Origin of the sequence: Neobacillus sp. PS2-9, from assembly GCF_030915525.1 — a bacterium.
Classification (GTDB): Bacteria; Bacillota; Bacilli; order Bacillales; family Cytobacillaceae; genus Neobacillus.
This window is the reverse complement of the sequence record NZ_CP133269.1, coordinates 932,614-948,009: the sequence shown is the minus strand read 5'-3', so window position 1 is coordinate 948,009 and position 15,396 is coordinate 932,614. Positions and strand designations below refer to the sequence as shown.

Annotated in this window: 13 protein-coding genes; 3 read left to right on the top strand and 10 right to left on the bottom strand. The window is 39.8% G+C overall.

Features of this window, described 5'->3' with window-relative positions; genetic code table 11:
• Positions 1–21: 21 nt before the first annotated feature.
• From RCG25_RS04550 to RCG25_RS04515, 8 genes are all read right to left on the bottom strand, one after another.
• Positions 22–1,311, bottom strand: a complete 1,290-nt coding sequence (locus RCG25_RS04550; RefSeq protein ID WP_308082501.1) for an MFS transporter — start codon at positions 1,309–1,311, stop codon at positions 22–24.
• 183 nt (positions 1,312–1,494) lie between these two features.
• Entirely contained in the window at positions 1,495–2,688 is a 1,194-nt protein-coding gene (locus RCG25_RS04545; protein WP_308082500.1) for a PDZ domain-containing protein, read from the bottom strand.
• A gap of 311 nt (positions 2,689–2,999) precedes the next feature.
• On the bottom strand, positions 3,000–4,451 hold the full coding sequence (locus RCG25_RS04540; protein ID WP_308082499.1) for a S41 family peptidase: 1,452 nt from the start codon (positions 4,449–4,451) through the stop codon (positions 3,000–3,002).
• A gap of 146 nt (positions 4,452–4,597) precedes the next feature.
• Entirely contained in the window at positions 4,598–5,878 is a 1,281-nt protein-coding gene (locus RCG25_RS04535) for a murein hydrolase activator EnvC family protein (RefSeq protein ID WP_308082498.1), read from the bottom strand.
• A gap of 100 nt (positions 5,879–5,978) precedes the next feature.
• Positions 5,979–6,872: a permease-like cell division protein FtsX gene (gene ftsX / locus RCG25_RS04530; RefSeq protein ID WP_308082497.1), complete on the bottom strand. Its 894-nt coding sequence runs from the start codon at positions 6,870–6,872 to the stop codon at positions 5,979–5,981.
• Positions 6,862–7,548: a cell division ATP-binding protein FtsE gene (gene ftsE / locus RCG25_RS04525; RefSeq protein ID WP_308082496.1), complete on the bottom strand. Its 687-nt coding sequence runs from the start codon at positions 7,546–7,548 to the stop codon at positions 6,862–6,864. The genes ftsX and ftsE overlap by 11 nt, the downstream gene beginning before the upstream one ends.
• A gap of 265 nt (positions 7,549–7,813) precedes the next feature.
• Complete coding sequence (gene cccB / locus RCG25_RS04520; protein ID WP_308082495.1) at positions 7,814–8,155, bottom strand: cytochrome c551; 342 nt, start codon at positions 8,153–8,155, stop codon at positions 7,814–7,816.
• Positions 8,156–8,207: 52 nt separating this feature from the next.
• Positions 8,208–9,074, bottom strand: coding sequence for a YitT family protein (locus tag RCG25_RS04515; protein ID WP_308082494.1), 867 nt, complete (start codon positions 9,072–9,074; stop codon positions 8,208–8,210).
• A 230-nt stretch (positions 9,075–9,304) separates the two neighbouring features.
• Between RCG25_RS04515 and RCG25_RS04510 the strand changes: the two genes are divergently transcribed.
• Positions 9,305–9,616 (top strand): hypothetical protein, encoded by a 312-nt coding sequence (locus RCG25_RS04510; protein WP_308082493.1) that lies wholly within the window; start codon positions 9,305–9,307, stop codon positions 9,614–9,616.
• 116 nt (positions 9,617–9,732) lie between these two features.
• Here the strand turns inward: RCG25_RS04510 and prfB are convergent.
• Positions 9,733–10,834 (bottom strand): peptide chain release factor 2 gene (prfB, locus tag RCG25_RS04505; protein ID WP_308082492.1). Its coding sequence is split into 2 segments (ribosomal slippage): positions 9,733–10,761 and positions 10,763–10,834, totalling 1,101 coding nucleotides; the frame shifts between segments, so codons are not numbered across the junction.
• Positions 10,835–11,092: 258 nt separating this feature from the next.
• Between prfB and RCG25_RS04500 the strand changes: the two genes are divergently transcribed.
• Entirely contained in the window at positions 11,093–13,033 is a 1,941-nt protein-coding gene (locus RCG25_RS04500; RefSeq protein WP_308082491.1) for an SEC-C metal-binding domain-containing protein, read from the top strand.
• 124 nt (positions 13,034–13,157) lie between these two features.
• A complete protein-coding gene (locus RCG25_RS04495) occupies positions 13,158–13,676 on the top strand; it encodes a hypothetical protein (protein ID WP_308082490.1) in 519 nt (172 codons plus the stop codon).
• Positions 13,677–13,862: 186 nt separating this feature from the next.
• On the opposite strand, the gene RCG25_RS04490 is transcribed toward RCG25_RS04495, so the two are convergent.
• On the bottom strand, positions 13,863–15,191 hold the full coding sequence (locus tag RCG25_RS04490; protein ID WP_308082489.1) for a cytochrome c3 family protein: 1,329 nt from the start codon (positions 15,189–15,191) through the stop codon (positions 13,863–13,865).
• Positions 15,192–15,396: the final 205 nt, after the last annotated feature.

Sequence of the window (15,396 nt, the reverse complement as noted above, 5' to 3'; positions counted from 1 at the left end):
TAGCCTTTGGCTTTTTGTTGCTTATTTTCTTCGAGACCAAATCACGACTGGGATAAGCAGGAGAGAAAGAAACCCACCGGCCAGTGAAAGTGTTCCGAAGCTCGTTTGTGCCATAATCATCCCGGATAAAGCGCCGCCTGATGCCCCCGATAATGCAATCAATACATCAACAGATCCCTGTGTTCTTGCACGTGTGGAAGGAGTGGTCGCATCTATGATAATGGCTGTACCACTAATCAAGCCGAAATTCCAGCCTAGACCTAGAAGAGCAAGTGCAATGACAAGCCCAATCATAGAATCAGCAGGTACAACTGCACCCATAATACCAGCAGCAAGTAACGTAGCTCCAGAAGCAGTCGCCATCATCGTACGGCCAATCTTATCTACAAGAATTCCAGTGAGAAGAGAAGGCAAGAACATAGCCGCAACATGAATGCCAATGACCATTCCTACTTGATCCAGCCCATGTCCATGGTGTCTCATATGTACCGGTGTCATCGTCATAATGGCAATCATCACCATCTGGGTTAATACCATGATCGTAGCTCCAACTATAATTCCACGATTATTGATACTTAGGGTATTTGGATTGTTAACTACCGAATTGTCCGTTCTGTTTCTATTTTCTGCTGCAATTGCCTGAGCCACTAGTAGAGGGTCAGGTCGTAGAAAAATGAGCAGTACCAGACCAGCGAGAATAAAGGCAGTTGCTGCAAGAATGAATGGTCCAGCTAATGCTGGCACACCAATGGAATGTGCAATCCTCCCCATGACCTCCACCATGTTTGGCCCAGCAACGGCTCCGAATGTGGTTGATACCATAGCGATACTCACAGCTGTTGCCCGTTGAGTGGAACTAGCTAAATCTGTCCCTGCATACCGTGCCTGGAGATTGGTTGCCGTACCTGCACCATAGACGAATAGTGAAGCAAAAAGCAGAAAAACATTATTTGTTACCGCAGAAACGATAACACCGATCGCACCAATTCCGCCCGTCAAAAATCCTGCAGCTAGACCGAATCGGCGCCCGTAACGTTGAGAGAGTCTTCCTACAAGCAAGGCAGCGACAGCAGAACCCAATGTAAATAAACCAGCAGGAAGTCCTGCAAAGCTTTCTGTACCAAGCATATCCTGAGCAAGAAGTGCTCCGACGGTTATACCTGCAGCGAGTCCAGCACCACCAAAGATTTGTGAAAGGACGACGATCATTAACGTCCGTCTATATAATTGTTGTTGTTTTTCGGGAGAATCAAGATAAGGTTGTAACCAAGCAGCTCGATCTTCTAATGCTTTTCCTGCATCTTGCGACATTGTTTTAGCCGCCTTTCTATAGTTATATCATAACCACTCGTATACCCCCAACAGTATAACATAAGATATAATACCTTAGCATTATAAAATGTATTTGTTGATGATACGAATTATTTCTCCTGCAGCATCAAGTAGAAAAGCCAAAAGATTTTGTCCTTTGGCTTTTCTACTTATATTTTATAATTATCCTATTTTCGCATCATACTTATGATCGTCCGGAACAAAGAGGATTCCAAGTTCATGGTGATCGCCTTCGAATAGCGCACGTTGAACGAAGCGAACCTCTCCATTTGTATCGAGGACGTCCAGCTTACAATGGGCGCGGTTCTTCTGTAAAGCTTCATAGAATGTCCCCTCATCTCGAACTTGAGCTCCATTAACTCTTGAAATAATCTCCCCAACTTTCAATCCCATTTTACTTGCTGGCGACTCAGGGATAATTCCTATAATCATCAAACCATTATTCTTTTTTGAAAAATAAAACGGAAGATTATCATCCTTCAAAACAGACATTAACGTAATGAGTTCCCGCCCAATAACAGCTATCGCAGCAATGACGATGGATGATAATGGGTACCAATAACCCGTAACCGATAAAATGGAAATAAAGACCCCAAGACCAATGACTCTTCGACCATGAAGCTGTATCGCTTCTTTTGGGAGCATTCCTTTAATCTGCTGTTGAAAACCTATGGCGAATGGGACAAGAATGATTGAGTATTCCTTTGCTCCTAGGTGAAATACTGGCCACCAGTCAAATGGCAGATGAAGAGCGTCACCAGGAATAAGCAAGAATAAGGGCAACATCCATAGTCGCATTACTTCATGAACGCCTACATTTTGGCCGCGTTTGCTTATTGCTAATTTAGGAGAGGTTCCCTTACTACCATTTTTTAGAATTAGCATCCCTTCGGCAATTAACAAGAGTCCCATAACAATTACAACTGATGGATAAACCTTGTCACTAATAGAATGAAAAGCCTTTGAAAAAAACGGGATAGACCAATTATTTTCGGCCATTAAAATGATGGTAAAAAATGCAGCGCCTGCCGTATAAACGGGAGACATGAGCCGGACATTTGTGGTTAGTGACCAAATGAATGTAAATCCAGCTATCAAAAGAATGGCCGCGAATGGTACGGTAATTCCTGCTGCAACAATGATTACGGATAGAACAAGACCCATTAACACTCCCGGCGAAAATAGCTGCCGCAGTTCAAAATAAGCATCATGTGCTCGAATATGGAAATTTTTCCGCTCACGTTTCACCCTCATTACGCCTAGTATTCCAGATAGGAAAACGAGATAGTATAAAACAGGATGAAGAAATAACTTGCCTGTTCCTTTAAGTAGTTCCACAAGCCAGATTTGCACCAATTCCTGTCACCTGCCTCTATTAAAGTTTCTAGTAAATAAAAATCTCTTAACGATTATTTTACCAAATTACAGCCACAAAACATATTGCTAGTTTATTAAAAAAATAAAAATGTCGTAACATTCTAGATTTTCGTTCTGGTTCTTTTAGGACTATCGGCGGATTCCGCCAACTTTTGTAGGAATTCCGCGCGAATTGGGGAAGTTTCCGCCAACCTAATGACTATTTCCGCGGAAATTCCCAATGATTCCGCCAAACCTGACATATATTCCGCCAAAACAAAAAAAACAGAGGCTAAAAGCCCCTGTTCCCATTATTTAGTAATCAACCGTAATGCCATTTGTAGTTGCAAATCATTTTTCTCTTTTTTCATAGCTTTTACAGCTGCTTCTTCCAGCTTGGCTGCTGTTTTTTCATCAATTTTCCCTGTTGGTGGCAGGTCATTCTGCTGCTGGAAGCCTTTTATCGCCATATCCGTTTCTGCACTAAAATATCCGTCTTTCCGGCCGGGAGCAAATCCCAATCCGGCTAATATTTCTTGAGCATTCTTTACCTGTTCATTGTTCATATCCTTTTCAAGGGGCTTTTCCACTTGAATGGGATGGGTCGCAAAAATTGCTGGCTGTTTGATCACTACATCCGGTTTAATTCCTTTTTTATGAATCCAGTTTCCATCAGGAGTCAGCCATTTAAATAGAGTTAATTTAATGTTGCTTCCATCTCCCATTGGTACCGCCTGCTGAACCGTTCCTTTTCCAAAAGTAGTTTCTCCTACGAGCTGATAGCCCGCTGCCTCTTGCAAGGAGCCCGCCAATATTTCTGATGCAGAAGCACTTCCTTTATTCACAAGAACGACTACTGGGTAATCCTTTTTCTTAGGCGTAGTTGAGAAATACCGTTCTTTTTTTCCATTGCGCTGTTGAATTTGAACATATGGTTTATCTTTCGGTATAAACTCCTTCAGAATCTCACCGACACTATCTAATAAACCTCCCGGGTTGCCACGAACATCAATAATCAACCCATTAATATGGTCATTCTCTAATGCTTTTAATTCCTTTTTAAAATCCTGAGCCGTATTTTCTGAGAAGGAGGTTACCTCGATATACCCCACCTTCTTTCCATCATGCTTCTTTACAGAGGCATGGACGGTTTCAAGGGGAATTTCATCGCGCTTAACATCAATGGATAGTGGATCCTTTAACCCTTTTCTAGCAATCTCCAATGTGACGGATGTCCCCTTTTTTCCACGTATCTTTAATGTTGCTTTATTTAAATCTAGCCCTTCTACACTCTTCCCATCGACTTTTAAAATTTGATCATTTGGTTTGATGCCGGCTTTTTCAGCAGGTGAATCTTTGAATGGGGAAACGATTACAATTTTCCCATCTACCATTCCCACTTCTGCCCCAATACCTTCAAAAGAGGATTCAAGCGTTTGTGTGAATTGCTGTGCTGTCGCTTTATCCATATAAACTGAATATGGATCCTTTAATACAGATAGCATCCCTTGAATGGCCCCCTCAACTAGTTTTTCCTGGTCCACTTTTTCGACATAGCGGCTTAAAATTAAGTCATAGGCCTGTTGTACTTTTTCCAGGTCCTCCGTATTAACATTAGAATCTGCTTCAGGTTTTTTTGGAATCGCTTGCTCTTGTTCGGGTACATCTACCTTTTGATCTAAGAGTTGCATTCCAGCGTAGGTACCGCCTGCTCCTGTAAGCAGCGAAACCGTCATTAATAAGGCAATCCATTTACGATTCATCCCAATCCTCCTCAAGTAAGTATGCCTGTCCTTTCTAATTTTCTATAAAGGCCCAAAAATCCTGCCCGATTATTAACTTATATGTTTGATTGGGACGAGATATGTGTAATAAAAAAGGAAGAAGCGCGAGGCTTCTTCCTTTTTCTTTATGGCAGTGGCACTATTCCTACTGGACTAATCGCATAACGCTTATCCTGTGTCCACGGTCCTTTATGAAGTTCAAAGTGTAAGTGCTGTCCTCTTGATGCACCTGTATTACCCATTACACCAATTTGTTGGCCTTTTTTCACGACGGCTCCGTTTCCAGCAATCCGTGATGACATATGTGCATAGACAGTTGTAAACACCTGTCCATTAATGGAGTGGGAGATGAATATACAGTTACCATAACTGCTAGAATAATAGGATTTAATAACTACACCGTCTGCTGCAGCTAAGATTGGAACCTTTGTTCTATTGGCAATATCAACACCAAAGTGCATCTCAGATCCACGGCCTCCGAATCCTGAACTTAATACACCCACCGCTGGTTGTGTCCAGTATCCACTTGATACACCTGGCGTTGCTCCAGAACTAGCGCCACCGCCACTGCTTGAGCTTCCACTACTAGAAGAAGATTGCTTTGCTTGAGCTGCTGCTCTAGCTTGGGCCTCTTGCTCCAGCTTGATGGCTTTTTGAATGGCTGCCTCTTGAGATGCTAAGATTTGCTCCTGCTCCTGCAAATCCATCATGTGTTCTTGCTCTTCTTGTTCTTGTGTGACAAGAGTAGCTAATAATCTATCTTTTTCTGCCTTTTGGGTAGCCAATTGTCGATTTAATGTTTCTAAGTCTGCAACCATCTTTTCCAAACTAGCAAGATCTTTTTTTACCTGAGCCTGTTTCTCCTCAAGCTCCTTTTTGTCAGCCTCTTGCTTTTGAATGATGTCCTGATCGGCCTGCATTATGGTTGCTACCGCATTGGCCCGATCAATAAAATCGCTGAAGCTTGAAGAACCCATTAACACATCAAGGTAATTAACCAATCCACCTGTCTCTTGGTAGCTTCGAGCGCGTTCCTTCAATAGTTCGTTACGAGCTTTAATACGTTCCTTTAGAACCTCTGTTTCTTTTTGAAGCTTAGTAATTTCAGCCTTTGTTTCTTCAATCTTGGCGGTTTTTTCATTTATTTTATTAGTCGCATCTTCAATCGCATAATCGATGCGTTTCATTTCAGTTTTAACATCTACTTGCTGATCTTTTAATGAATTGATTTTATCGTTTGCTGCATTCATATCTGACTTTACATCAGAACGTTGGTCTTGAATTTTATTTTGTTCACCTTTTAGCTTGGAGATTGATTCCGCTTCAGTTTTAGTAGAAAAACCTCCGAACGTGGTTCCAAACCCGACCAGTACAGCAACGGTCAGCGTCATCATTGATTTTCTCATTTCCGCATACTCCCCTCCATCTCTTTATATGTAAACCTTTATCTATCTTTGAACTCTAGCAAATAGGAAGGGCCTAGCGTTCGGCCCTTCCTGAAAAAGACTACACTTTCAAGAATTTTCTTACGGACATTACACTGCCCCATACCCCAATTAAAGCGCCCATTAACATCAAAATACCGGAGACCTGGTAAACAAACGGGTCAACTGGCAGGATTTTAATAAAGGTTCCTTCAAGCTTTGGACCAATATAATCATATGCACGGTAGTACGCAATCGAAATGAGGATAATTGGCAAAATCGAGCCCATGATACCAAGCCATAAACCTTCTAGGAAAAACGGCCAGCGGATAAAGGAGTTCGTTGCTCCAACTAATCTCATAATTTTAATTTCTCTTCTTCTAGCAATAATAGTTATTTTAATAGTATTAGAGATTAAGAATATCGCAGTGAAGAATAAGCCTATAATTAAGACAATTCCTACGTTACGGCTCGCCTTGATAAACTTAAATAACTTTTCAACCTTACCTTGCCCGTATTTTACCTTAGCAACAAAGTTTGCTTTTTCAATTTTCTTAGCGACTTTCATTGTGTCAGTTGGTTTTTTCGTTTTTACGATAAATACATCGTTTAGTGGATTATCTTGTTCAAAAAGCTTAAAGGCTTTTCCGTCCTCACCCAAGCTTTTCACTAGATTATCTAGTTCCTTCGTTTTAGGTGAAAATTTCACACTTTTCACTTCGGGAATTCTCTCAATCTCACTTTTTAAAGCTTGCTGATCTTGTTTATTTGCAGCAAAATCGATGTGAACGCGAATTTCCACGTCCTGTTCAATGGTTTGTGCTACTCTATTTAGATTCATCATAATAACGAAAAAGACACCGACTAAAATCAAAGTAACTGTAACTGCACTTACGGATGCAAAGGTCATCCATCCATTTCTAGATATACTTTTTAAACTTTCTCGGGCATGACGGCCAACAGTTCTAATTTTCATAACCGTACTCCCCTCTTTGCTCATCACGTGCAATTTTCCCGCTTTCTATGGCAATAACGCGATGCTTTATTGTATTTACGATTTCTCTGTTATGAGTTGCCATAACAATCGTTGTACCTCTAGCATTAATTTCTTCAAAGATGTTCATAATTTCCCATGATGTTTCAGGGTCAAGGTTACCTGTAGGCTCATCCGCAATCACTATTTTAGGTGAGTTGACGATCGAGCGTGCAATAGAGACACGTTGCTGTTCTCCACCAGAAAGCTCGCCAGGAAGCATCTTAATTTTATGCTTAAGACCTACAAGGTCAAGAACTTCCATTACACGTTTTCTAATAACCTTTGGCTGCGCCTCAATTACCTCAAGTGCAAAGGCAACATTCTCATATACTGTTAGATTTTGAAGTAGTTTAAAGTCTTGGAAAACAACGCCTAGATTTCTCCTAAATAAAGGAACCTTCTTCATTTTCAGCTTGGCTAGATTGACGCCATTAATCATAATAGTCCCAGTAGTAGGGATTTCTTCACGATACATCATTTTAATAAAAGTGGATTTCCCAGCACCACTTGGTCCGACAACATAAACAAATTCGCCCTGATTAATTCGGACGTCAATCCCGTTAATGGCGGTAACACCATTCGGATACTTTTTATATACTTCTTGTAGTTCTATCATTGTTATCACCTATAGTTAAAGATCTCATCAAAAAAGGATATTCGACAAGACTCTTTATTTATTTGCAAAACAAACCAAAATCCACAACAATATGTGCATAATTTCGCATAGATTTATTATAACATCATAAATCGCTAAAAAAAGCGGTAAAAATATTACAGTTTCTTTTCAAAGGATACAAAACCTGACAAAATCAGACAAAATCAGCTAATTTCACTAAAATAAAAAAACGTTCTGCAGAAGTTAGCAGAACGTTTTTTATTCTTTACTTTTTAGCTGCTAGCCAGTCAGCCACTTGATCTGCTTCATCACCTGAAACTAGACCTGCTGGCATTCCGCCTGATTTACCATTTTTGAGAATATCCAAAATTTCATCTTTAGAGTACTTTGATCCAACCTTTGTTAGGTTTGGACCCATTCCACCCTTCATGTCGCCACCATGACAACTAGAGCATTTTTGGTCAAAAATCTTTTGTGCATCGCCTGCTTGTGCAGTTTCAGTACCGCCATTCCCTGTGTCTTTGGTTTTGTCATCGCCGCCCCCACAAGCAGCAAGGCCCATTACTAAGGATGTTCCCAACAGCAATGTTAGTAGCTTCTTCTTCATCACAATACCCCCTCAAGAAATTAATACCATCAATGTGTTATTATACCAATGACTATTCGTGTTTGAAACCCTCCCCAAGTACCTCCGCAGCGTCCATAACAACGACAAATGCAGATGGATCAAGGGTTTTGACCAAATGTTTCAATTTTGTGAACTCAGTTTGATCGACAACACACATAAGAACAGGCCGCTCATGGTCAGTAAAACCACCATATGCTGATAGTTTTGTCACTCCACGGTCAATTTTATTCAAGATTCCTTCACGAACTTCTTCCTGCTTATTAGTAATGATCATTGCCATTTTTGACCTACCAAATCCAACTTGAATTAAATCAATCGTTTTGCTGGTAACATAAAGAGCAATCAATGCATATAAACCCTTTTCAATATCAAACACAATGGCAGCTGTAAGGACAATTAATCCATCAATCATCACTACACATCTACCTAATGTGAAGCCTGTATACTTATTAATAATTTGAGCAGCAAGATCCGTACCACCAGTGGATGCATTTCCCCTAAATACAATGCCCAGTCCCAGGCCAACACCTATTCCGCCAAACAATGCACCAAGAAGCGCATCATGTGTCCATGGCTCTAAATTGTTTGTGAGAAAAACGACCATGGGTAAAAAAATGGTGCCTACCAATGTTTTTATTCCAAATTGCTTTCCTAAAAGAATAACGCCAGCAATAAATAATGGGATATTAAAGGCCCACTGGACATATGCCGGTTCCCAGCCAACCACTGTTTTCAGGATCGTACTTATCCCGCTTACTCCTCCAGAAGCTACTTGGTTGGGGAGCAAAAACACATTAAAGGCAAATGCTATAATGGCTGAGCCAATTAAAACTAAAACATAATCTACAGCTATACGTGTTCTAGGATAGGATTTTGTTAGATTGCTTAAAATATTCATAATAACTTTCCCCTCTATCTTTCCTTCTACCATGTTCATTCATGTAACCGAAAGTGAGTATAGCACGGGTAAATTATGGTGTAAATGCCAGTAAGTTGACGTGGTAAAGGGTTAAAACTAGTATTAGCATTTGCAGGTATGATGCATTTCATTATAGCCTTCTACTTTTGTGAAAAAGTAAAGAAATTATTAAAATATGTTATAATTGGTTGTTAAGGAGGTGAACAGGAATGGAACAAATATTGAAGCAAATGATGGATCAAATGAATCAACAATTTGAAAAAATTGACCAACGATTCGAGAAGATAGACCAGCGATTCGATGCCATCGACCAACGTTTAGAGGGGATGGACCAACAATTTGTCGGTGTGAATCAACGTTTAGACAGAGTGGAGGAAAGTATCCATACCTTAAAGGAAACCATCGAGAATAATGCGTCTGAATTTAGAGGCCACTTTAGACACATTGAAAACAAACTTGAGAACCATGACAGGATGTTTGAAGTTGTGTCTGAAGAAATGAGGCGCGGCAACTGGATGTAATATTGCCCCCACAACCACTTGCCACTAAAAAACCCCCAGATCCTCTTCCATCATCACGTTCGGCAAAAATCCAAAAAAGAAGCCCTTGTCGACCAGTCAACAAAGGCTTTATTTCTTTATGAAATTCTTGAACGCAAATAAGCATTAATAAACTGATCTAAATCCCCGTCCATGACCGCTTGAACATTACCACTTTCCGTACTCGTTCTGTGGTCTTTTACCATCGAATAGGGATGAAAAACGTACGAACGGATTTGGCTTCCCCAACCAATCTCCTTTTGTTCGCCTCGGATTTCCAAAAGTTCTTGTTCCTGACGTTCAATTTCCCGTTGATATAACTTCGCTTTTAACATTTTCATTGCGGCTTCGCGGTTTTTAATCTGTGAACGCTCGGATTGGCATGTTACAACAACCCCTGAAGGAATATGGGTAATACGAACAGCCGAATCGGTCGTGTTAATATGCTGACCACCCGCTCCTGTTGCACGGTACGTATCAATCTTTAAATCTTCAGTACGTACTTCTACTTGTATTTCCTCATTGAATTCCGGCATCACTTCACAAGAAACGAACGACGTATGTCTGCGGCCAGAAGCATCGAACGGTGAAATCCTTACCAATCGATGAACACCCTTCTCTGCTTTTAAATACCCGTAGGCATTATGACCTTTAATGGCCAGTGTCACACTTTTTATTCCTGCTTCATCCCCAGGGAGATAATCGAGCGTCTCCACTTTAAAGCCCTTCTTTTCTGCCCAGCGCGTATACATTCGAAGAAGCATAGAGCCCCAGTCCTGTGATTCCGTTCCACCCGCACCAGGGTGAAGCTCCAAAATAGCATTATTTTTATCATACTCTTCACTTAAGAGAAGCTGCAGTTCAAACTGACTCAATCGCCCGCTTAACTGTTGTAGCTCTTCTTCCAGCTCATTCCTCAGCTCTTCATCGTTTTCTTCTTTCACAAGTTCATAGGTTAATTCTAAGTTTTCATACGACTCATTTAACTCATTAAACTCATTCACTTGGTCCTTCAATGCATTTGCTTCACTAATGACCGTTTGTGCCTTATCTTGATCATTCCAAAAATCAGGCTGAAGCATTTCATCATCTAACTCTGCAATCCGCGCTTCCTTATTCTCTAGGTCAAAGAGACCCCCTAAAGTCCGCTAATTTTTTAGCTGTTTTCTCAAGTTCATTCCGAATTTCTGCTAATTCCATTTTCGTCACCTCTATAGTAAATAATTGCGTCTCATCATAAGTTTATTCTTTTTATGCTGGTAAGTTCTCATTCATTATAGCGTGATAACCCTAAAAAATTCAAAGATTGACAAAAATATAAGAATAAATCCTTTAAAAGGGAGGTTTTCAAAAAGTATTTTTATATACCAACATGTCAAAAATGGTACTATAAATAAGAAAAGACCGGATAAAAACCGATACATAAATAAGAAAGAGAAATAGAAGGAGTGGAGTGAGATGGAGAAAATATACAGAAATGACCCTTGTCCGTGCGGAAGCGGGAAAAAGTATAAACGTTGCTGCGGGGCAGGTGAAGCTGTTCCTATCACTACTATCATTGAAGGCGAAATTGACGAACTACAAAAACAAATCCTTCAATATGCTTACCACCACTTTGGGCACGTTCTTCAAGATGATTTTGAAAGTTTTGAAGAATTGAGTGAATTGGATGATGAGCAGGAGCTTGAATTTTTCGAATTGATTCATACCGTTTGGTTTTCTCTCTTTGAAGGTCTTGACGACGGTGAAACAATTATTGAAAAATTTATCCACGGCCAAATAAGTAAAATAAAACGTCCTAAGCTTAAGCAAATTTTACAAACCTGGACATTTGCTAGGACGTTCGTTGGCAAGGTAATCAGTATTGATGAAAATAAGCTGAAGGTGGAGGACGGACTTAGTTCTGAACAACTCGATACCATTGTAACAAGTTTGTCTCCAACTGTTAAAGAGGGTTCTTTTATCATTGGAATCTTAGTTCCATACGATCAAAGTTATGTCTTCTTCCCTTCTGCATTTGATTTACCAGAGCTCATGCCTGAACATGCCTACTCCTATATAGAGGATTGCAGCATGAATGCTGAATATGACTCACCACAGGACTATTTAACAGACAATTTTTTGGAAGTATTGAGTGAACTGCCGATGATAGGTGGATTACTTGAAATAGATGAACTCGAATGGCCTGCCCCCGTTTATAAAGAAGTGGTGGACATCCTGAGAGAAAAACTGATTTCCCTTGTCCCGCCACCCATTATAGACCTGGGGGTCATTCTATGGATTAATTATGTTCAGAGAAAGCAAAAACGAATACAGAACCCAAATCTTTATGCTGCTGCCATGCACTATTTACTTACCACGATTGCCCCTATGAACGTGATGTACACACAAAAGGAGCTGGCGGAACAATATGGAGTGAATGCACGTAGTATTTCTTCTATTGTTTCTGAATTAGATGGGGTGTTAGCTGAGGATATCGCTCAACTAATGGAACTTGGTCTTATGACTGAAGAAAACGATCCTTCTCCTCCCTTTATACCGCGACTAGAAGGGGCATCCGTAATTGAATTCCCTAAAAATAGCAACTCAGAAGCAATTGGTAGTGGAGCTTCTCGTTCTAGTGGTCCAAGTGAAAAAACTACCAAGAAAACAAAAGTGACTACTCGCGAGGTTTCAAAACGGGACGAAGAAAGAGCTAGAAACCTAATTTACGATGCTCTCCAATCGGAGGGGAAAAATCGGTATAAGCTGGCTGAAGACGCATTGACCTTAAATCCGAATTGTGTCGATGCCTATGTGATTCTGGCGGAAAAAACGAAGAGTCTTGAAGATGCTATCCTTATGTATGAAAAAGGAATCCAGGCTGGGGAGAGAGATCTAGGTAAAGCGTTTTTCAAGGAAAATAAGGGGTTCTTTTGGGGATTAACTGAAACAAGACCGTTTATGCGGGCGAAGCAGCATTATGCCGAAGCACTATCTCTGTTAGGAAAAGTAAATGAGGCAATCGGTCAGTATGAGGAGCTCCTCGAATTAAACCCTATGGATAACCAAGGGGTGCGCTACTCCTTGTTTGTAGCTTATATAGATGAAGGTGAATATAAAAAAGCTAGTAACCTGTTGCAGCAATACGATGAGGCAACAGCACATGGTGCATACAATAAGCTCTTACTTGAGCTGAGTGAAAAAGGTTTTACAAAGAAGGCTCAATTACTGGTAAAGGCAGCAAAAAAAGAAAACAAATATGTCATTCCATATTTAGTCGGTAAAAAACGACTTCCAGCCTATCCACCTGACTATTATGGTTTTGGTGATGAAAACGAAGCGATTGTCTATGTTGATATGCATTTGCATTTGTGGAAGAAGATTGAGGGGTTGGCGGAATGGTTGAAGAATAAGTAATGCCCGTAGGCTCATTAGGAGCTTACGGTTTTTTTAGTTACATAAATATTCACATGATAAATAAAAAACTTGTTTAACCAGGGGATATAATTGAGACAGATATTTTTATGAAGGGATTGTTCTCATGAAAAAAGTTCTGTTAGTTATTGCACTTATTCTATTTGGAACAGGAATGTACTCCATTCAATATTTTACTACTCTTTTTGATTCAAAGGATTCAGCTATTATTATCAATAAATCCTATTCCTTTAAAGACGATTTTGAAGACAAGCAAAAACTGGCTAAAACTGTAGACAATATTTTTATTGGTGAGGTCGTTAGGGAAGTCGGGAATGAACCTTATACAGGAACTCATAATACTCAGTTTTCAGTACGAATCACCCAAAATATCAAAGGCGCCCTGCTCGGGGACATTACCCTCAATCAACTAGGTGGGTATTATAAGGAAAAAGGAAAATATTATCTTTTTTCCTACGAAAAGTCCCCCATGTTAAAGGAAAAGCAAATGTATTTGTTTGCTGTTACCAACACGAAAAAGGGCTATTTTGAAATGATGCCGAAGTACGGGAGTGTTCTTTTAGATAATGAGGATGAAAAGCTTAAGCTGATTGAGGAATTCAGGGAAGTGTTGGAGAGGAACTAACACTTTCCTGAATGGAAAAATACTGAGACAAGAGCTCCATACCTTGACATTGGCCTATCATTAATTCCTTTTCACATTAAATCCTTTTCTATCATCCTATTTTTAATGAATTGCCGTAATTCCATAAAGACTTGCTATCTAAGTGTCCTAATATTTGTCATGTTCCTTCCTCTCCTTGAAAAAGGACTAACTTGGTTCACCTATGAATTCACCTTTATGGCAGAAATCACAATAAACATCTGAAGGAGCAGTTCCCCCTTTCACGTCCGGCTTTTCATTATCATGGCAGACAAAGCATCTTCTTCTTTCTTCCGGGGTCCCGGAATTCTTTCGATGCGCATCATATAACCATGTGTAGCGATCCTGATGGTTTGCCGGGCTATAAGCATGACATGTACTGCAGAAATAATTGTTGCGCGATTCTTTAGCAACTGTGACCAAGTCTTGTTTATAGGTTATTTTCTTTTTGGTATCCGTTAATAATGATTTTATATCTTGTTTTTCAAGCTCTTTTATCCATAACGAGTCCTGATGACAATTGAGACATTTATCTAATTCTTTTACAGCAAATTCACCATGGCGTTGTGTCCAGTTATGAATATCATGATTCTCAGGTGTTTTGATTTGTTGATGGCATGTAAAACATTCCATTGAAATCTTTACATCGGTTTGCTGTTTTCCCATGGCTTCAAGAACCGTCTTTTGCTTAATTTCGGGTAGTTCCCTTTCCCAAATGCCTGCCCTCATTTCTGGAGTTTCAATGTAGTTCACGCCAACTACTTTTTCTTCCTGGTTCCTATTATTTACTTCTGGCAGGCTATAGGCTATTTCCTTCCACGGCTTTTTGCCTTGGTTGACTTGGTCATGACAGTCAATACAGGTGCCCATGTTTGGTTTAATATTTTTTTCACCCATTAGCTTTTTAGCATTTTCTTTCGTCCAGTAAATATAAGTGGATGCATCATTGATTCCTCGCTCGACAATCTTCGCGTGGGTCACACCACTATGACAGGTGATACAAGGTATTCCTTCCTCAGCGTGTCCTTTATGATTGACAATTAAATCACCAGTTGCAGTAACTAAGCGATTTCTCGAATGACACTGTTCGCAGCTCCCGTTTGATACTGCAACTGAGTGTACTATCTTATCAGGAGGCCCAACAATATGGGAGTAAACCTCTTTAAGAGATTCAATTTTATGTATCACTAAATTTTTTGTGCCAGGTTTAATATGACATTGTATACATTTTATTTGATTGTGGGCACTTGCCTGAAACGTAACATGTTCTGGTGCCATTTCATGACAAGTCGAACAGAAGGACGATGTTGAGGTATAGCTAATCGATCCATATAGCAAACCCAGCATCGCAAAAAATGTGGTTAGAGCCGCTACAAGCAGCTTCCAACGGTTGGCTGGATTTCTTACTTTTCTTTCTTTTCTATCTGTTGGTTCAGAATCTTCCCAATTTGGTTCCTGTCCTAGCTCAATATCTTGATTCACTTTAAAGAATACCATGGAAATCCCCTTTTTTCTTGAATAAATAAACATACTGTTACATTTCCAAATTTAATCAACTCTAAAAAGGATTGAGCTTCTTATAATAAAGGCCCAATCCTAACTTATAATCTACGTTTTTTACTATTGCTATTGTTTTTATATTAATAATTGTAAAAATATACCATTATTTATATAGGTAAATTATACTACTAAAATAGAAACT